This window comes from Bacillus sp. SRB3LM (genome assembly GCF_015712745.1).
GTDB classification, from domain to species: domain Bacteria; phylum Bacillota; class Bacilli; order Bacillales; family Bacillaceae_G; genus Bacillus_A; species Bacillus_A thuringiensis_K.
In genome coordinates, this window is record NZ_VWVQ01000007.1 from 192,194 (window position 1) to 211,998 (window position 19,805).

A 19,805-nucleotide genomic window follows, 5' to 3' on the forward strand; every position below is an offset into this window, starting at 1 on the left:
CTATACTAAGAACCTTGGCTTTTTCTATTACTCTTTTGGAGCAATCATTTTCTTCGGATCTACAATTTCATCAAATTTCTCTTCTGTTAGTAGTCCAGATTGTAATGCAGCTTCTTTTAAAGTTAATCCCTCTTTATGAGCATGCTTCGCAATTTTCGCTGCATTTTCATATCCGATATGTGGGTTTAGCGCTGTTACAAGCATTAGTGAACGATTCACATTTTCATTAATTACTTCTTTATCTGCTTCAATACCAACTGCACAATTGTCATTAAACGAAACAATTGCATCCGCTAATAAGTGGGCTGATTGTAAGAAGTTATAAGCAATAACAGGTTTAAATACGTTTAACTCAAAGTTACCTTGGCTCGCAGCAAATCCGATCGTTGCATCATTCCCCATCACTTGTGCTACAACCATCGTTAATGCTTCACTTTGCGTTGGATTTACTTTACCTGGCATAATAGAGCTTCCCGGTTCATTTGCTGGAATAATAATTTCTCCAAGACCACTACGTGGACCACTTGCAAGCCAACGTACATCGTTAGCGATCTTCATTAGATCCGCAGCTAATGCTTTTAATGCACCGTGAGTATATACAACTTCATCATGGCTCGTTAATGCATGGAACTTATTTGGTGCAGAAACAAATTGTTTACCTGTAAATTGACTAATTTCCTCTGATACCATCTCACCAAATTTAGGATGAGCATTAATACCTGTTCCAACCGCAGTTCCACCAATTGCTAACTCTTTCATATATGTATTGCTCTCTGCAATCATACGCTCTGTTTTTTCAAGCATACGGTGCCATCCGCTAATTTCTTGTCCTAAAGTTAACGGTGTTGCATCTTGTAAATGTGTACGACCAATTTTTATAATATGTTCAAATGCAGTTACTTTTTCTGCTAAAGTTTCTTTTAATTTCGTAATTGCTGGTAATACGTGATTTTCTACTGCGATTACACAAGCTACATGAAGTGCCGTTGGAAATGTATCATTTGAACTTTGTGACATGTTCACATCATCATTTGGATGAATATGTACGTCAGATCCCTTCTCTTTCAAAATTTGATTCCCACGATTTGCAATTACTTCATTCACATTCATGTTTGACTGTGTACCACTACCTGTTTGCCATACGACAAGCGGAAAATGTTCATTCCATTTCCCTGCAATCACTTCATCAGCAGCTTCTACAATTGCTTCTGCTTTTTCTTGTGATAGCTTTCCTAATTTTTGATTGCTAAGCGCTGCACTCTTCTTTAAAATTGCAAATGCTTTTACAATTTCAAGCGGCATTTGCTCTGTTCCAATTGGAAAGTTTTCTTTACTACGTTGTGTTTGTGCTGCCCATAATTTATCAGCTGGAACTTTTATTTCCCCTAATGTATCTCTTTCAATTCTGTACTCCATGTTTTCATCCCCTTGAAAATATAATATCTACATCTCTTATAATAACAGACTTTCTCTTAAATGATAAGAATTCTCACTCTTATATATAGATATTCTATATGTATTTTAAAAAATTCCTCTTGACCTAAACTTAAGTTTAGGCTGTATCCTTTCCATTGTAACCTACTATAACACTACTGGAGGAATTCAATATGAAAAAATATGCTTTTATAACAGGTGCGAATAAAGGAATTGGATATGAACTTGTTCGTCAATTAGCAGAAAAAGATTATCACGTATTTTTAGGTGCTCGTAATGAACAACTTGGACAACAAGCCGTAGAATCTTTAAATGTTTCAAACGTTTCCTATATTCAAGTAGATATTTCAAATTCACAATCCATTCAAGAAGCAACAAAGAAAATTTACGAAAAGACTGACCACTTACATTTATTAATTAATAACGCAGGCATAGCGATAGACTTCAATACACTACCTAGTGAATTAAATATTGAAACTTTACGCCAAGGATTTGAAGTTAATTTTTTTGGAACTTTCCAAATGATACAAGCCTTTTTACCATTATTAAAGAATTCAAAAAACAGTAAAATAATAAATATAACTACTGACATGGCCTCACTAACAATGTTTGCTAATGGTGAAACACATCCAATCAATACACTAGGATATAATTCTTCCAAAACAGCTATTAATGCTTTAACATTAGCTTTTAGTAAAGAATTTGCTACTAACGGTCCAGAAGTATTTGGGGTAACTCCTGGTTTTACAACTACAGATCTTAATGGAAATTCCCCCGGTGGCCATACAACCACTGAAAGTGCTAAAATTATTATTAAATATGCATTAAGTGAAACAAACTATAATGGTAAAATACTAAATAAAAATGGCATTATACCTTGGTAACAAAAGGATGAATGATATGTATTATACAATTGGGCAAGTCGCCAAAATGCAACACTTAACTATTTCTCAAATACGTTATTACGATAAACAAGGACTGTTCCCTTTTCTGCAAAGAAATGAAAAAGGAGATCGAGTTTTTGATAAAGAAGCACTCAAATATTTAGAAATGATTTTGTGTTTAAAAAACACTGGTATGCCTATTCAAAAAATAAAACAATTTATCGACTGGTCTATGGAAGGAGAATCTACCATCTTTCAACGGTTGGAATTAATGAAACAACAGGAGACCAATGTCTTACAGCTTATCCAAGACACTGAAAAAAACTTAAAAAAGATACAACAAAAAATTGCTAAATATGAGAATGAAATAACTTCAGCAGATGCTATTACAAAATAAAAAAATCACCTTCTACATATTGTAGAAGGTGATTTTTATTTTATGATGCTTGCTTTCCTTTATCTGCATCATCTACATACCAGATGAATTTGCCTGTATATCCATAAATAACTGCTAAAATTAACGATACGAAGCTTAACCACATAAACGGAACGTATGAGAACGTTGCTACACCTAAAATACCAGCCATAAAAATACCATTATCAGACCATGGAACCATACCTGAAGTTAACGTTCCACCTACTTCTGAGTTACGTGCTAATACACGACGGTCTATTTTTAATTTATCATAGCTATCTTCCATAATTTTTGGTGTTAAAATTAGTGATACATACATCGCACAACCAAATATATTAGCTAAGAATGCCACGATTAATGTAGACAACGTTACATTACCTGCAGAATTTAATTTCTTCTCAAATTTTGATACGATTACTTTTAAAACACCTAGTTTTTCAAGTAATCCACCAAATCCTAAACCGAAAATAATAACAGCTACTGAGCCAAGCATACCGTTAATTCCACCACGGTTTAATAACTTGTCAACAAACTCAACACCAGATTGAATTGAGAATCCGTTATAAGCTGTTCCAATCGCTTCTCCAAAGTTCATCCCTTGGAAAAGAGTTGCCCAAATTGCACCAATTAAAGCTCCCATTGCAATTGTTGGCATAGACGGTTTCTTCATCGCTAATAGAACGATAACAATGATCGCCGGAACAAGCATCCATATTTTAATATCAAATTGCTTTAATAAAGCTTCTTTTAAAAATTCTACTCGATTCAAATCAACATTATCTCCGCCATACATCCAACCAGCTACAGTAAACATAATACTAGTAATAATATAAGCCGGAACATCTAATACGAGCATAGCTCGAACGTGAGCAATAACATCTACTTTCGCCATAGAAGCTGCAAGAACTGTGCTATCAGAAAGTGGTGATAATTTGTCACCGAAATAAGCTCCTGAAAGAACTGCACCAGCAACAAGCGGAAGTGGTAAACCAAGTCCTTCACCAATCGCCATCATAGCAATACCTGCTGTTCCTACTGTTCCCCAAGACGTTCCTGTCGCGATAGAAGTTATAGAACAAATAATTAATGTTGCTAATAGGAATATGCTAGGGTGAATAAATTCTAATCCATAATAAATTAATGTTGGTACTACCCCACCAGCAATCCATGTTCCAATTAAAGCACCTACTGCAACTAAAATCAGTATTGCTTCTAATCCGTTAGAAATCCCTTTCGTAATTGCATCTTGCAATTCTTGATAACGAAATCCTAATCTTAATCCAAGCGCAATTACTAAAAACCATGAAATAAATAGCGCTAATTGAATTGGGAGATCAAAAATCGTTTGGAAGGAAAAGACAACAGCAAGAAATAGTAATAAAAGAACTATGATTTCTAGCATCGATGGTAATCTTACACTTTTCATTTTTTTCTCTCCTTACAAGTCGATAACATGACGTATGTCGTCTTACATGTATGTAATATACAATTAGCGAAGACAAAACAAAATTTTCATATTATTTCGATTTATTTTTCCAGTATAATATATTCACAACCCTTTCTATTGTAAAAGTAGATTACGTTTTTCGCAATGAAAAATATAAAAAATGTTGTATTTTTATTTATCCCGATATTTTCGGCCAATAAGACCTCCGCCTTAAAATTCAGTAAGCGCAAAGCACTTAGGTAAGAAATTAACTACTGTAACATCCCGGACTGACATGAACGTATTAAAGCTTCACTTTATTTACAAAGAAAAATCCCATACTAACTTTTTTAATATTTGCTGCAACAAAACTTTTTACAACTATCTTCACTTTTTAATTCACACCATTATTTCCCACGCAAAAATAGGACACACATCATAAAAATGATGCATGCCCTACCTTTATTTATACATATTTTGTATTTCTTCTTTATTTTTAAGTATTTCCTCAAACTTATCACTACAACCCTTCGGAAATAACACTCCCAGTCCATATGAATGCGCAAATTGAAAATGAGGGTACTTCGCTTTTACCTCATCCCAAAACTTATATACGCCGAAATCACCACTTCTAACTTCAATATCATGAAATAATACAATACCATTTTTCGCGACTTTAGGCAGCCAGGTGTTATAATCGTGAGAAACAGCTTCATACGTATGATATCCATCAATATGCAAAAGATTTATCGTTTCATCTTGAAACCGGTCTACAGCATCATCAAAAGTAGATCGAATTAAATTTCCTATATTAAGGTAGTTATCGCTCACTACTTTTTCTACTATTTGAAAAACCCCTTCTCCATATGGACCTGTGTGCCCATCTCCAGCCCAAGTATCTACTGCAAAGCATTTAGTCGATAACCCTCCATCTTTTACTCCCTGACAAAAACTAAAAAAGGAAGCTCCTAAATGTGTACCTAGCTCGACTAAAGTTTCTGGTTTTTCAAATCGTACTAAGTCATATGCAAAATCTAAATGTCCACTCCACGCAGATTGTGACCGAATAATAGGACTAAATGTTTCAAATTCAAATGATGGTTTATGAGTAACCCAGTTCATCGCATAACTCCTTCTGCACATATTTTTAACAAACCAAATTACTCTTATCTTTATTTTTTTATCGCCATGATTATGATTCTATTTCATGAAAATATGAAGAATTTATTCTTTTCTATTGAGGTAAAACATCATATACATATGGGTCAGTTGGCTTATTAATTTTCTCGATTTTGTTTACTTTTACAAGTGAAAAGACTGTTCCTTTATATGTCGTTTCATCTAATAATCCTGTTATTTTCACCCATGTTTCTTCTGGAATATTTTCAACATTTTTCCCCGTAACAATCATCCCCCAGACTGATGCATCCGCAATACAACAAGTTATGCCATATCGAGCCACTACCGCTTTATTACCCGTCACATCCTTATCATTATACATAAACCCTGAGAATGTAATTTCTTTCCCTTTAAATCCTTTTACATTTTGACCAATTATACTCATTGTTTGAACATAATCCTTATCCTCTACTTGTATTTTTCGTTGTCCTAACATACTTTTTACTACTTGCTCTTCCGTTTCATAAGTCGTTGATAAATTTGATGTTTCATCTGGATCATCGAATACCTCTTGCCCATCAAAATCATCCTGTTTCCCCTCTTTTTCGTTACCTTCCATACTTCTCGCCTGTACACTTTGATTCATACCCCTTTTTCCTGCTAAACTTCCATCAATTGTTACACTTCCAAAGAGAAAAGCACTAACTATCGGAACAACAAATAAAACATATACAAAGAAACTTTTTATCCCTGATTTTAATGCTGTATGGTGCTTACAACAATTACAATCACCCTCTTTTTCTCTCCAAACTTGTAAAGAACCAAGAAGTAAAATCACTACAAAAGCTATATACGTAAATTTAATCATTTTTGGAGCGATAAAATTATAAATATTCCCTGTTACAAGTAGTTTAAATAAGAGCATTGCTAAACCAATTAAAATAATTCCACGAATATAGCGATGATATGCCTTCTGCTCCTCTTTCTCCATTCTTTCTCACCTCCTATAACATTATGATCTGCAGGATGGTATACACAGATACAATGACAATTCCCATCAAAAAGAATACAAATTTCTTTTGAAAATATGCAAATAGCATTAACGTATTTTTCATATCAAGCATAGGCCCAAACACAAGAAATGCGAGAAGTGCCTTTACTGAGAAGACATGTCCAAAAGATGCCGCTATAAAAGCATCGGCTGCAGAGCAAATTGATAAAACATAACCAAATCCCATCATAATAAAGGGGGCAATTACTTCGTTATGTGCTACTGCATCCAGTACATTCCGATCAAAAAACGTTTGAAATACACTTGCTAAAAAAGCACCAATCAATAAATACTTACCAGTATCAAAAAACTCATCTACAGTGTGATTCGTAACACCTTTCCAACTCTTTTTTTGCTTGTTTGAACTGAAACCTCTACATCTTTTAAAACATTTCTTTCGCGATAGCAATAATACACAATTAGACCTATGAATAGAGCAACTAGAATTGTTATCCCAAAGCGTGCATATACAACGTAATCATTTTTTTGAAACGCATATACAGTAGATAAAAGAACAACTGGATTCATAATGGGTGCACTCAATAAAATAACAATGCCTAAATGAAGTGGTAGCCCCTTTTGAATGAGCCTTCTTACAATTGGTATAATGACACATTCACACATTGGAAAAAGAACTCCCACAAATACTGCTGGAATCATTGCAACAATCGGAGATTTCGGCATTACTTTTTGAATCATATCTTCCGTCACAAACACTTGAATAAATGAAGAAACAATTACCCCTAATAAAATAAAGGGTATTGCTTCAAAAATGATACTTAAAAATACTGTATTCACATTCAACCATTCCTGTGGCATATTTTTGTGCAAATTTGCTAGACTTGTAAAATCTACAAAAAATAATAAAAAGAGAAACATAGCGATAAGAGCTATGCCTACTAATTCTTTTGAAACTCTATTAAAGACCAAGCTTCTCGCCTCCATTTTATTTATATGTAAACATGTGCTTGTCCAAATGCCTTCATACTACAGCACAAATTTTATAGTCTATTTCTATTCTTAAATCGTAATCATTATGATTTATTATTGATTTTTCTTTTCCCATCGTTTAATATAAAACGTAATCATTACGATTTAAAGGAGAGATCATTTCATGAAAAAAGTACCTATCACTGTATTAAGTGGTTTTTTAGGATCTGGAAAAACTACCTTACTACATCACATTTTAACTAATAAGAATAACTTAAAAGTAGCTGTTATCGTTAATGATATGAGCGAAGTAAACATTGATGCATCTCTTATAAAAAAGGGTGGTTTTTCACGTACGGAGGAAAAACTAGTAGAGATTCAAAATGGCTGTATTTGTTGTACACTACGAGAAGATTTAATGATAGAAGTGAATCGTCTTGTGGAAAATGGTGATATTGACTATATTATTATTGAATCTTCTGGTATAAGTGAGCCTATTCCAGTTGCTCAAACGTTTACTTATACAGACGAAGTTCTTAACATTGATTTAACGAAAAATTGTCGCCTCGATACGATGGTTACAGTTGTAGATGCAAATAGATTTTGGGATGATTTTGCAGATGGAGAAAGTTTATTAGACCGAAAACAAGCAATCGATGAGAATGATACCCGGGAAGTTATTGATTTATTAATAGATCAAATTGAATTTGCAAACGTAATTATTCTTAATAAGATAGATTTGCTAGAAAAAGAAGATGTAATAGAGCTTCATCATTTACTAAAAAAATTAAATCCTAATGCAAAAGTTCTTGAATCTTCGTTTAGCAAAGTACCATTACAAGAAATTTTAAACACAAATCTATTTAATTATGAAGAAGCCAGTCAATCGGCCGGCTGGATACAAGAATTAAATAGTGACCATCATACACCGGAAACGGAAGAATACGGTATCAATTCCTTTGTTTACCGCCGCAAATATCCTTTCCATCCCGAGCGCCTTATGAATTGGCTAGAAAGATGGCCTTTAGATGTTGTAAGAGCGAAAGGATTCTTCTGGCTGGCATCTCGTAATAATATAATAGGGCTTCTATCTCAAGCAGGCTCCTCTATTACAATTCAAGGAGCCGGTGAATGGATAGCCGCATTACCTGAAACTGAAAGAAATCAAATGATTGCAGAAGAACCAGAAGTATTGAAAAACTGGGATACACAATATGGAGATCGAATAACCGAACTCGTATTTATTGGAATTGATATGAACCGTTCGTTAATTGAACAATCATTAGATGATTGTCTATTAACAGAAAAAGAAATGCAACAAAACTGGAATACATTTATTGATCCTATCCCGGCTTTTACTTATACTTCATAACAATTAATAAAAGGCTTCAGTAGAATGAAGCCTTTTTACTTTATAGTACTCTTATTTAATAAGTTTGCTTTAATTATGAATACAATTGTACCTAAAACAATTAATATAGCATATACGATACCAACTACATTACCTATTTTTTCTAAGCCAAGCGGTAATATTATAGTAGCAACTCCAACTATATAAGAAAATGATCCTGAAAGCTTCGCTAATTTATTTTTATCTCCAACAAACGTTTCTTCTTGATATCCTGCTAACAAAAACACCCTCTTTTTCACATGTATTTGATACCCTAAAAAAATGATAAGTAACCCAACAAATAAACAAACTAAAAATCCAGCTAACATATACTCCCCCTCCTCTAGAATATTTTACTATACATAAAAAACAAATTAGAAATTTCAGTTTATTAATGAGTCATTCTGTGATATATTGCATATTGTATTCAATTTGTATTTTTAGAAAGGAGAATTTTAGATCATATGGATTCAAATCGATTAAAAGGAATTATAATGGTCATAATCGGTGCTTGTTTATGGGGCTTGTCTGGTACAGCTGCACAACAACTTTTTCAATATGACAATGTTTCAACCGAATGGTTAGTTACGATCCGTTTACTTATATCTGGAATTATTTTGCTCATTATTTCCTCATTCGGAACGAGAAAAAAAGAGATATTTAGCATTTGGAAACAAAAATCTGATGCTATTAAAATGATTTTGTTTGGTCTATTCGGTATGCTTGCTGTACAGTATACGTATTTCGCTTCAATTAAAGAAGGAAATGCTGCCGTGGCAACATTATTACAATATTTAGCTCCTATATTCATCACTGTATACTTACTTTTCAAATGGAACGTTCGTCCATCAAAAATTGATTTCATTTCAATTACCCTTTCATTAGTAGGCACTTTTCTCTTACTAACAAACGGGTCTGTTCATAACTTGGCTGTTTCTACACCAGCTATTATTTGGGGGATTTTATCTGGATTATCTCTCGCTTTTTATAGTTTATATTCAAAGGAATTGTTAGAAAAATGGTCTTCCTCCGTTATCGTTGGATGGGGCATGATTATTGGGGGTATTGGTGTAACGATTGTACACTTTATTTCTACAAACGAATTCATTTTATTATCAACTATGAAATATGTAAAACTAAGTACCCTACCGCTCATCACATTTGTCGTCATTTTCGGGACACTTATTGCCTTTTATTTATACTTAGACAGCATACGATACCTGACTCCGAAAGAAACAACATTATTTGGTTGCACAGAACCACTCGCAGCTATTATTTCTTCTGTACTTATATTGCAAGTGCCATTTCAATCTTTTCAGTTATTAGGCGCTTTTTGTGTCATTGTAATGGTGCTCATCTTAAGCCAAAAGCCGGATGAAGGGAAACAAAAATTAAAGCTTGTTCATGCAAAAAAGGAAAATATACAATGAAAGGATTGAATTCACTATGCCTGTCCCTCAAAATTATAAAAAACCAGGAAGAGTTTCAGCAAAATCACTCGTTTTAAATCAACTACAAAATTGGATTATTGAAGGTGTACTGAAGCCCAATGAAAAAATTAATGATGGGGAATTGGCTGAGGCACTAGGAGTAAGCAGAACACCTGTAAGAGAAGCACTTCAAATATTAGAGCTTTCTGGATTAGTGGAAATGGTACCAGGGCAAAAAACGAAAATTGCTCCTATTAAGTTAGACGACGTATCTATCATTTATGAAACGATGGCTGGTCTTCACTCTATTATAGGAAAGCAAGCTCTTCAAAACATTACAAACGCTGATATTCAACTACTTTCTGAGATAAATGAGCATTTTCAGCAATCTATAGAGAAAAAAAACGCAAAACAAGCTTTAGAATTAGATATACAATTCCACAATACAATTTCTTCTATTGCTAAAAACCAATATATTGAACCCTTTCTAGAAAATATGCAACTTCACGTTTTACGTCTTGAATATTTGTTTTTCCAAAACTTTGTTCCAGCAAGTCAATCTATTGAAGAACATCACTCTATCATTCAAGCATTACAGAAGCAGGACGAAAAACAAATGGAACAAATAATGACCCAAAACTGGCTCCGTCCCATGAAAGAAATACAAAAAATAATTTCTACGAAATAAAAAGAGGGCTGGTTACACAAAATCGTAACCAGCTCTCCTTTTACTAATCTATATAGCTACGCCTGAATATTCGCATAATCTTCCATATCTTCGTACTCTTTTTCCAATTCCTCTAAAGACAGCTCGTATAATTGTCGGTCGCGAATCTTAAACACACCTGCTCCAATTAACTCATCAATTAAATGCCTCTTACGATTTTCAACAGCAAAACGGAGTTGACTACTCATCTTTTAAAAAACTCCTTTCTACGATCATTGAAAATGATAATCTCTATCAATTACCACTTTTGATTATAAAAGATGACTCTTTATAAGTAAAGTAATTTCATGAAATATTTACCTTGCAAAGTACTTGTGGCCACATTATATATATGTATGCCGTGCGAAAAATGTTATGACACTTTTTCTTATCCTTTTTCTTTCATACTTTGCAAGTTGTCTCATCATGATTAAATTCACCATCTATTTCTACTTGAATGGTGACATGTTCTACATGAAATTTCTCCTTTAATACGTACGTAGCCTCTTTTAATACACTTTGCGTTTCATTCCCTTTAATAATAAGATGACATGTTAATACTTGAAAATCTGATGTGACAGACCATATGTGCAAATCATGAACTTCTTTGACAATCGGAATATTTAATAACGTACTTTTTACCTCTTCAACATTTATGTGCTGTGGTGCACCTTCCATTAATATATGAACCGTATCACGTGTTACACGCCATCCACTAATAATGACTAAAATAGACACAAGAATACTAGCAATCGCATCTGCAGCAGTCCATCCGAAAAATTTAATAAGTAACGCAGCAATAATCGCTCCGACGGAACCCAATAGATCGCCTAGTACGTGCAGGAAAGCACTTCTTAAATTCAAATTACCTTTCACATCTCCGCCTCTCATTAATATCCAAGCTGATAAAATATTAATAAGCAGACCAAGGACTGCAATAATGAGCATCCCATTACTAGCAATCTCAACTGGTTCTTTAAAACGACGGATTGCTTCAATAAAAATGTATACCGAAATGACAATAAGAACGACACCGTTACATAATGCTGCTAACATTTCGACTCGCTTATACCCGTATGTTTTCGCAGTTGTTGCTGTTTTTTCTCCGAGTTTAAACGCAAGTAAACTTAAAGCTAAAGATACTGCATCACTTAGCATATGCCCCGCGTCAGATAGTAGTGCTAAGCTATTTGTTACAAATCCCCCAACAACTTCTGCAATCATAAAACTTGTTGTTAGTAGGAAGGCAATTAGTAACGCCTTTTTATTTTTTGAATGACCATGATCATGCGAATGTCCCATACTTATACTCCTTTAAGTACAATATCTGTATGTTAGTATGAAACAAACTCCCCGTGTTTATCCCGAATCGACTGATTGTAAACGCCCGCTTCCTCTGTATACACACTTCGCTATTTTTTAAACAATCCCTTTTTCTCAAATAAAACAAGACTACTTCTTTTTTATTTTCATATTGTTTACTAATGAAAGAATTTTTAAGGAGGTTACTTAAATGAAACGTTTATTTCTCTGTATGGAACGTGAACTTGTTGTAGTGAAAGAACACAATGATAACTATGAAACGACTTATCACTTACAAAATATGCAACCTACCTGTATCGCTGTTGATCCATTTCAAAAGAATCGTGTATATTGCGGAACATTTGGACGAGGTCTATGGTTAAGTGACGATAGTGGGGGTTCATGGAGACCAATTGGAGATTCTTATCGTTACTTTGATTTCCCTAAAGAAGATGGTATTTTGCACTCCTCTATCACTTCCATAACAATAAGCTCAAATGAACAAGTTAACGGATATGGTGTCGTTTATGTCGGCACAGAACCAAGCGCCTTATTTCGCTCTGAAAATGGTGGTGAAACGTGGACTGAACTTAAAAATATGAAATCATTATTATCTTCTTATACGTGGGCATTTCCGCCTAGACCTTTTACCCATCACGTACGCTGGATTACAGTTGACCCAAACAACCCTAATACAATACACGTTTCAATCGAAGCTGGTGCTGTTATTCAAAGTAACGATAAAGGGCATACATGGATTGATAAAAAATTCGGTGCTCCTATCGATGCTCATCAATTACTTATGCACCCTGAAGCACCAAATCGCCTTTATGCATCATGTGGTGACGGATTTATGGGCGGACCTGATCGTGCTTATCTTGAGAGTTATAACAATGGAAACAGCTGGATCTCATGTAGTGCAGGACTTGAACATCATTATTTATACAGCATGGCTATTGATCCAGCTGATTGTGATACGATTCTCGTTTCTGCCGCGCCAAGTGCTGATCTCGCTCATCATCGTATCCCTTATGAGTCTTATATTTATCGAAAAACGAAAGATACTCCTTTCCAGCAAGTACAACAAGGACTACCATCTGCAATCGGTACAGTCATTTCGATGTTTGCGACAAACGAAGCCGAACCACATACGTTCTACACGTTAAATAACAATGGCGTCTTTCAATCCAATGATAGCGGCGAATCGTGGGAACAACTAAACATTCCGTGGAAAGATGAGTATAAAACGCAGCATCCGCATGCGTTACTCGTAACTAGTTATTGATGTAAAAAAGACTGCCTAATGGTTTTAGGCAGTCTTTCTTTTATTTCTTTAAGTCGATTACAATATTATCTAACACAATAGCCTGATTGCCTCCCAGTCTTCGAGGTACAAAACGCTCCTTTACTTGTCCTTCAACTATTGTTACCGATTCATAATTTTCAGAAGTGTGGATTCTTAAATTAACGTGAGGTGTTATTATTAACTTAGTAGCGTTCTCATTAAGTTGTTGGAATGTTTTACTCCAATTAAAATTATAAGAATCTTCACCTGAACCTCCATTTCCTTCTCCATAATACTGATTACCTAAATCATCTCTCACTTCTAAATCGACATCTACTCCATCCCATACACCCCTTATCTCTTGAGATACTTCTTGGTTGTAGTATAGAATAAACGAAATTGGTGTTATTTCCATTCTCTCCATATTTACTTTGACACCATCTTTTTCTGTACTACCTCCAATCAATTGCTCTTTATTTTCTATTCCTTTTAGATTAATATTAAAATTCCAATCCCCTTTTATCTCTTCTTCAGTTTCTAAAATGGCTATACTTTGTACAATCCATTCAACATTTACTATAGTTTCTTTACTACCAACTAGATCGCTACTTGTTTTGATTAAACCTGTATATTTTCTATCTGCGACTTTAGTAATTTTATTGCTACCTGATTGGGCACCTGCTCCTTTAATAGTTAAAAAATCCAACGTAATTGGATTCTCGCCTAAATCTCTGTTACTTTCTATAGAATAGTTTATTGATATTGTCTTCCCATCAAAAATCGCATCATTAATCGTTATCTTTATTCCCTTGCTTTCTTTTGTCATATTTAGTACTGTAGCGTATTGTTTATAATTATAATGAGGCTCCATTATCTTCCCTGCGTCAGCTTTAGAGTTTTCATATAACCCTGTTCTACCATTATCTAAAAATCGGAATATGTCACCTACAATTGGCAATCCCCCAGCATATGTAGGAAATCCGATACCGAGTGTTGCAATTGATAATCCTACTAAAATAGATGCAGCAGCGACACCTTTTTTCCAACTTTTCATCTTTTTCTTCGTACGTATCGATTGTTTTACATTTCGTTTTACTTTTTCCTTTTCGATTTCAGAAGTCTCAATTTCTTCTAGTTCTTTTTCATCTATATCAATATCATTTAATAGTTCATAAATGTCTTTCATATTACACTACCTCCAAAACTAATATTCGTAGCATTTTGTTGTAGTTTCTTTTTCCCCCGGTACACTCGATTATCAATTGCTGCCCGAGTTAATCCTAACTTGTCACCTATTTCCTCTGTCTTCATACCAAGTAAATATTTCATAATGAACACCTTTTGATCTAGCGGTTCTAATTGATTAATGAGCTTCAATAATTCTTCCCTATCTTCCATAACGATTAATTCGTCTTCTGCTGATTTTTCTGTACTGATATGAAACTCATCTGAAATGATTTCTACTGTTTTAGTCGATTTCCGGTAATAATCAATTGCTTTAAACTTCGCAATCGCTGCAATCCACTTTTTAAAATCACTCGGCTCTCCATGGAATTTATTTGCGTTATTCCAAATGGAAAGAAATATATCGTTTATACATTCCTCTATGAGTCCATCATTTTGAATGGGAAGTAGAACTTTATGCGTGATCCCCTTTATGAGTGGTAAATATGTATCGACAACGAATTCTAACGCGTCTTCTTTTTGCCGCTGTAATCTTTTTATAAAATTTTTCTCATTTGATTTCATGTAGCGATTCCCCTTATTGTTTTGTAAAAGCTTTTACACCCTATATAACGTCTGAGAAAATTTTTTCTCTCATCTTTTTTATTTTTTGTATGTAATGGAATACTTTCCCTTAGCCATTTTCTCACATAACTATGCATTCAAGGAAAACTTTCTCAAGTCTGTAATTTAATTCATGTAGTACACTATTTATATAGTCACTCTTTAATTTAGTGTACATTTTATTTCATTAATCTATTTTAAAAATTAGGAGATGAGATGTGTATGTGTGGAATTACAGGTTGGGTAGATTGGAAAGAAGACCTTTCAAATCAACATGTTATTTTAAAAAGGATGGCAAATAGTATTCAGCATCGTGGTCCGGATGCTGAAGGATTTTGGTTTTCACCTCATGCGGCCTTTGCACACCGGCGTTTAATTGTAATTGATCCAGAAGGCGGGACACAGCCTAAGACATTTCGTGCTGGTGATTATACGTATGCTCTTACTTATAATGGAGAAATTTATAATTTCCGTGAACTGAGAGAGCAGCTTCAAAAATGTGGGCATGCATTTGAAACCCATTCAGATACAGAAGTACTACTACATGCTTATTTAGAATGGAAAGAAGACTGCGTACGACATTTAAACGGAATTTTCGCTTTTTCCTTATGGGATGATCAGAAGCAACAATTGTTTTTAGCACGAGATCATTTAGGTGTAAAACCACTCTTTTTTACAGAAAGAAATGGCAGTATTATTTTCGGCTCTGAAATTAAAGCATTATTAGCGCATCCATCTGTCCCTGCTGAACTTGATGCGAATGGAATAAATGAAATATTTGGATTAGGCTTATTTCGCACTCCAGGATGTGGCGTCTTTAAACATATTCAAGAAGTACGTGCTGGACATTCTATAACATTTACACGTCATAAAAAAGTAGTTACTAAATATTGGAATTTAGAAAGTAAGTTCCATACAGACTCTATAGAAGATACATCTTCGCATATTTTATCTATTTTACAAGATACAGTAAAAAGACAATTAATTGCCGATGTTCCTCTCGTTTGTATGTTATCAGGCGGATTAGACTCTAGCGGTATTACTGCACTTGCGGGTAAAGAATTTGCTGCTGAAAATAAAACACTTCATACGTATTCTGTTGACTTTGTAAATAGCGCAAAAGATTTCGAACTGACATTTGCTCGCACTGGTTTAGACGCTCCTTGGGTAAAACGCGTTTCTGAACATGTCGGGACAGCGCATCATGATATTATTGTGAATGCTGAAGAATTAGCAAATCACTTATTCGTTCCCCTTCATGCAAAAGATTTACCGAGTGCTGGTGAAATGGAAACTTCACTATATTTACTATTTTGCGAAATGAAAAAAGATGCGACCGTAGCTTTATCCGGCGAATCGGCTGATGAAGTATTCGGTGGATATCCTTGGTTTCATCAAGAAGGACTACTATATGTAGATAAGTTTCCTTGGCTAACAAATTGGAAAAATACATCTCCTCTTCTACTAAATGAAGTAAGTAACCAATGTAATCTAGAAGACTATATTGATACACGATTCCAAGAAGCGATACTTGAAGTACCTACTCTTGAAGGCGAAAGTAAAAAATCCGCGAAACAACGTCAAATGTTTTATTTATTTTTAACAAGATTCCTTCCTTTCTTACTTGACCGTAAAGATCGTATGAGTATGGCTGTTGGATTTGAAGTTCGTGTACCGTTTTGCGATTATAGATTAGTTGAATATTTATGGAATGTTCCTTTCAACATAAAAAGTATTGATAATATTGAAAAAGGCATTTTACGTAGAGCACTACAACCAGCTTTACCTGACGATGTACGCAATAGAAGAAAAAGCGCTTATCCAACTTCACAAGATCCACACTACTTACAAACAATCCGTAATTTAACACTTGATATGTGTAACAATAAAAACAATCCTATTTTCTCACTTATTAACCATTCCATCTTACTTTCAATTGCTGATCAAAGTAATAAAGTGATTAACAATTTTGAAGCAAGAAGTGCCATGGAGTATATGCTACAAGTAAATGAATGGTTGAAAACATATCACATCCATATTGCTTAACAAAAAGGAGTTCAAGGATAAAAACCTTGAACTCCTTTTATATTAATTAGCACATTGTTTATTATCAGTATCAATAGACCATCCAATAATCGTGGCACAGTCTCTACCTTTCCACTGCAGTACATTTGTTAATACGGGCTCAATCTGCAAGCTATTTCCGTCGTGTAATATTTCTACTAAAGATTGATCATCATCAAACCTTCGTTTGTCACACTCTAAAATACCGTCCGTTGCCATTACAATGTGATTCATTCCTTTTTCTAATCCTCTTACACCTGACGTAAAGCAAGGTGTATTTGCTGCAAAAATATTTTTCCTGCCAATATATTCGTAATTTTTCCGTTTATTTAATCGTCCTTTTCCATTTTTCGTTTTCTCAGAATGGAATAAATACGCGAAACAATCACCAACTGATAACCAATATAAAAATTCGCCTTTTCGTAAACAAATTAAGCAAGCGAGTTCCTCATCATCTTGATCACACTTTTTAATAAATAACTCATCTGTAAATAACGCTAATAAGTACATATGTGTATGATGAAAAGCTAAATGTATTGGATAGGAAAATAACTCTTTTAATTTCTCTTTTCTTTCTGAAATCGCTTCTATTATATAATCAATATTTTTTGTTTTGTGGTGTGTATCAAAAATCATAACAAATTCAAATTGTAATTCAGGGTCCCACCAAGCAAGTACCGCATCTCCTCGTTCATATGCATCACTTTCTTGATTTCCCCCATATACGCCGACTGAAAGAGGACCACATTTTTCAACATGTATTTCATCTACATACATCTGTTCATGACTCATCCATTTGAATGTATTCACAACTATCATCCTCTCTCTTGCTAAATGTATACCTTTACACATAGATTACCTTATATTTCAATAAAAATAAACTTTTTCAACATTTTTTATCCAAATAAAAGGATTTTATTTCTAAAACAACGAATATATCTTACTATACGATATAAAAAAGGGGATTTATTATTATGAACAACATTAATCAACATTGGGAGAGCATTTATTATCACTTACGATACGAATACGAGGACAATCTTTCCCACCAAGCAATTCGTATTTTACAAATCGTTTCTCGTGAGAAAGATATAACAATTGGAAAAGTCGCTACTGAGCTTAGCCTTTCTCATAACACAGCATCTGAACATATAAAGCGCCTTATTCAAAAGGGGTTCATCGTTAAAGAGAGAAATAAAAAAGATGAAAGAGTGGTAAACCTTACATTAACAATTGAAGGAATTGAAGTATTAGAAAAACATACTTTACTAGATAAAGAAAAGATAAAAATATTAGAATCACAGTTATCAAAAGAAGAACAACAATTAATTGAAAAAGCATTTTCGTTATTAGCGAAGGAGGCAAAATATGCATTTCCTCGTTAAAGTAATCGTTTCGGCACTTATTATCGGCGTTATCACTGAAGTCGCTAAACACTACAGTACGATAGGTGGCTTTATTGCTGCCCTTCCTCTCGTGAGTTTACTTAGTCTATTTTGGATTTCATTTGAAGGCGGGAATAAACAAGAATTGAGTCAATTTGCTTTAGGGGTATTATATGGATTCCCCGCATCAGCACTACTATTATTTATTGTCTATATTGGTTTAAAAAATTCATTTACACTTAGTACATCTGTCCTACTCGGTATAGGTGTTTGGTGTATCGTTTTTGCTTGTCAAAAATTATTTCAAGCTTAGGAGGAATTAACATTCATAAATTTGTAGAAATAATGGGGCAAAATATAGAAGTACATATAAAAGGAGGTGGTAAACAAACTGTAGTCATTCAAACCGGAATGAGTTGCTCATTTTATGATTGGCTTCCTATTATAAAAAAGCTTTCACAGCACTTTACAGTCGTTTCATACCATCGCCCAGGTTACGGGAAAAGTGAGCTAGGAAATCAACCACGTACAATAAGGCAAGTTACAAAAGAGCTGCATATGTTACTAAACAAACTAGCTATTCAAGAGCCATTTATTCTAATCGGTCATTCCTATGGAGGATTATGTGCACAACATTTTGCGATGTTACATGAAGATAAGCTGCAAGCACTTATTTTAGTTGATTCTACTTCGATGAACTTACACCGTTTAGATGAACTTCATTTACCAATTTCTGATCAAACTGACTCGGATGATATGTGGCTTGAAAAATATAATACATACTCCAAAATGGATGTAGACATGCTTTCTAATAAACTAAAATCTATACTCGCTAACCAATCAAGACAGTACATTGAATTTTCTACCTCTCCTCTGTTATATAAAGCAACAGCTTCTGAACTATATGAGTGGAAAAATTGTGCTCGCTCAATAAAGGAGCTATATAAAACATTAGAAATACCATTAATCGTTATCGGTAGAGATCCTCATTATTCTATTACTCAGTTAACTGAGGGTGGCATGCCAAAAGAGGAAGCAACACAACTTGAAGCAATGTGGCAAGAACTGATCCATGAACAATTACAACTCTCCATACATAGCCAATATATAATTGCCGAACATGCTGGTCACGGAATCGAAATTGATCGGCCTGATATTATTATTGGGGCTGTTCAATCTCTATAAATAAAAAAAGG

General features: G+C 34.1%; 20 protein-coding genes and 1 pseudogene. 10 read left to right on the forward strand and 11 right to left on the reverse strand.

Features of this window, described 5'->3' with window-relative positions; genetic code table 11:
- Positions 1-27: 27 nt before the first annotated feature.
- Positions 28-1,416 (reverse strand): class II fumarate hydratase, encoded by a 1,389-nt coding sequence (gene fumC / locus F3I02_RS05570; protein ID WP_000456625.1) that lies wholly within the window; start codon positions 1,414-1,416, stop codon positions 28-30.
- A gap of 191 nt (positions 1,417-1,607) precedes the next feature.
- Here fumC and F3I02_RS05575 point away from each other — a divergent pair, with 191 nt between their 5' ends.
- Complete coding sequence (locus F3I02_RS05575; protein ID WP_196477732.1) at positions 1,608-2,318, forward strand: SDR family NAD(P)-dependent oxidoreductase; 711 nt, start codon at positions 1,608-1,610, stop codon at positions 2,316-2,318.
- A gap of 16 nt (positions 2,319-2,334) precedes the next feature.
- Positions 2,335-2,715: a MerR family transcriptional regulator gene (locus F3I02_RS05580; RefSeq protein WP_000291864.1), complete on the forward strand. Its 381-nt coding sequence runs from the start codon at positions 2,335-2,337 to the stop codon at positions 2,713-2,715.
- Positions 2,716-2,755: 40 nt separating this feature from the next.
- Here F3I02_RS05580 and nhaC read toward each other — a convergent pair whose 3' ends face one another.
- From nhaC to F3I02_RS05600, 4 genes and pseudogenes are all read right to left on the reverse strand, one after another.
- Positions 2,756-4,159 (reverse strand): Na+/H+ antiporter NhaC, encoded by a 1,404-nt coding sequence (gene nhaC / locus F3I02_RS05585; protein WP_000843987.1) that lies wholly within the window; start codon positions 4,157-4,159, stop codon positions 2,756-2,758.
- A gap of 462 nt (positions 4,160-4,621) precedes the next feature.
- A complete protein-coding gene (locus F3I02_RS05590; protein ID WP_001104670.1) occupies positions 4,622-5,281 on the reverse strand; it encodes a class I SAM-dependent methyltransferase in 660 nt (219 codons plus the stop codon).
- A gap of 112 nt (positions 5,282-5,393) precedes the next feature.
- The gene (locus F3I02_RS05595; protein WP_000409947.1) at positions 5,394-6,269 is read right to left on the reverse strand and encodes a TIGR03943 family putative permease subunit; all 876 of its coding nucleotides are present in this window, start codon (positions 6,267-6,269) and stop codon (positions 5,394-5,396) included.
- 13 nt (positions 6,270-6,282) lie between these two features.
- Positions 6,283-7,259: pseudogene (locus tag F3I02_RS05600) on the reverse strand (permease).
- 184 nt (positions 7,260-7,443) lie between these two features.
- Here F3I02_RS05600 and F3I02_RS05605 point away from each other — a divergent pair.
- Positions 7,444-8,631, forward strand: coding sequence for a GTP-binding protein (locus F3I02_RS05605; RefSeq protein ID WP_196477733.1), 1,188 nt, complete (start codon positions 7,444-7,446; stop codon positions 8,629-8,631).
- Positions 8,632-8,666: 35 nt separating this feature from the next.
- Here the strand turns inward: F3I02_RS05605 and F3I02_RS05610 are convergent, their stop codons facing one another.
- Complete coding sequence (locus F3I02_RS05610) at positions 8,667-8,978, reverse strand: DUF3784 domain-containing protein (protein WP_098021421.1); 312 nt, start codon at positions 8,976-8,978, stop codon at positions 8,667-8,669.
- Positions 8,979-9,113: 135 nt separating this feature from the next.
- On the opposite strand from F3I02_RS05610, the gene F3I02_RS05615 reads away from it, so the two are divergent.
- Positions 9,114-10,079, forward strand: a complete 966-nt coding sequence (locus tag F3I02_RS05615; protein WP_000378087.1) for a DMT family transporter — start codon at positions 9,114-9,116, stop codon at positions 10,077-10,079.
- 16 nt (positions 10,080-10,095) lie between these two features.
- Positions 10,096-10,767 carry a GntR family transcriptional regulator gene (locus F3I02_RS05620; protein ID WP_001987091.1) on the forward strand — a complete coding sequence of 224 codons (672 nt, stop codon included), beginning with the start codon at positions 10,096-10,098 and terminating at the stop codon, positions 10,765-10,767.
- 56 nt (positions 10,768-10,823) lie between these two features.
- On the opposite strand, the gene fbpA is transcribed toward F3I02_RS05620, so the two are convergent.
- Positions 10,824-10,994 carry a Fur-regulated basic protein FbpA gene (fbpA, locus tag F3I02_RS05625; protein WP_000098302.1) on the reverse strand — a complete coding sequence of 57 codons (171 nt, stop codon included), beginning with the start codon at positions 10,992-10,994 and terminating at the stop codon, positions 10,824-10,826.
- Between the two features lie 193 nt (positions 10,995-11,187).
- Positions 11,188-12,087 (reverse strand): cation diffusion facilitator family transporter, encoded by a 900-nt coding sequence (locus F3I02_RS05630; RefSeq protein ID WP_000510035.1) that lies wholly within the window; start codon positions 12,085-12,087, stop codon positions 11,188-11,190.
- Between the two features lie 211 nt (positions 12,088-12,298).
- On the opposite strand from F3I02_RS05630, the gene F3I02_RS05635 reads away from it, so the two are divergent.
- The gene (locus F3I02_RS05635) at positions 12,299-13,372 is read left to right on the forward strand and encodes a WD40/YVTN/BNR-like repeat-containing protein (RefSeq protein ID WP_196477734.1); all 1,074 of its coding nucleotides are present in this window, start codon (positions 12,299-12,301) and stop codon (positions 13,370-13,372) included.
- A gap of 40 nt (positions 13,373-13,412) precedes the next feature.
- Here the strand turns inward: F3I02_RS05635 and F3I02_RS05640 are convergent, their stop codons facing one another.
- Together F3I02_RS05640 and F3I02_RS05645 are read right to left on the reverse strand one after the other, a co-directional pair.
- Complete coding sequence (locus F3I02_RS05640; RefSeq protein WP_046945475.1) at positions 13,413-14,558, reverse strand: DUF4179 domain-containing protein; 1,146 nt, start codon at positions 14,556-14,558, stop codon at positions 13,413-13,415.
- Positions 14,555-15,121 carry a sigma-70 family RNA polymerase sigma factor gene (locus F3I02_RS05645; protein ID WP_078439617.1) on the reverse strand — a complete coding sequence of 189 codons (567 nt, stop codon included), beginning with the start codon at positions 15,119-15,121 and terminating at the stop codon, positions 14,555-14,557. The genes F3I02_RS05640 and F3I02_RS05645 overlap by 4 nt, the downstream gene beginning before the upstream one ends.
- Before the next feature lie 261 nt (positions 15,122-15,382).
- On the opposite strand from F3I02_RS05645, the gene asnB reads away from it, so the two are divergent.
- On the forward strand, positions 15,383-17,206 hold the full coding sequence (gene asnB, locus F3I02_RS05650; RefSeq protein WP_196477735.1) for an asparagine synthase (glutamine-hydrolyzing): 1,824 nt from the start codon (positions 15,383-15,385) through the stop codon (positions 17,204-17,206).
- Between the two features lie 42 nt (positions 17,207-17,248).
- On the opposite strand, the gene F3I02_RS05655 is transcribed toward asnB, so the two are convergent.
- Positions 17,249-18,076 carry a PP2C family serine/threonine-protein phosphatase gene (locus F3I02_RS05655; protein ID WP_001999549.1) on the reverse strand — a complete coding sequence of 276 codons (828 nt, stop codon included), beginning with the start codon at positions 18,074-18,076 and terminating at the stop codon, positions 17,249-17,251.
- 122 nt (positions 18,077-18,198) lie between these two features.
- Between F3I02_RS05655 and F3I02_RS05660 the strand changes: the two genes are divergently transcribed.
- From F3I02_RS05660 to F3I02_RS05670, 3 genes are read left to right on the forward strand one after another with little or no spacing between them, the layout of a single operon-like run.
- Positions 18,199-18,609, forward strand: coding sequence for a MarR family winged helix-turn-helix transcriptional regulator (locus F3I02_RS05660; protein ID WP_001059785.1), 411 nt, complete (start codon positions 18,199-18,201; stop codon positions 18,607-18,609).
- Positions 18,593-18,922 (forward strand): DUF3147 family protein, encoded by a 330-nt coding sequence (locus tag F3I02_RS05665; protein WP_000545640.1) that lies wholly within the window; start codon positions 18,593-18,595, stop codon positions 18,920-18,922. Before F3I02_RS05660 ends, F3I02_RS05665 begins: the two co-directional genes overlap by 17 nt.
- Entirely contained in the window at positions 18,883-19,794 is a 912-nt protein-coding gene (locus F3I02_RS05670; RefSeq protein WP_196477736.1) for an alpha/beta fold hydrolase, read from the forward strand. Before F3I02_RS05665 ends, F3I02_RS05670 begins: the two co-directional genes overlap by 40 nt.
- Positions 19,795-19,805: the final 11 nt, after the last annotated feature.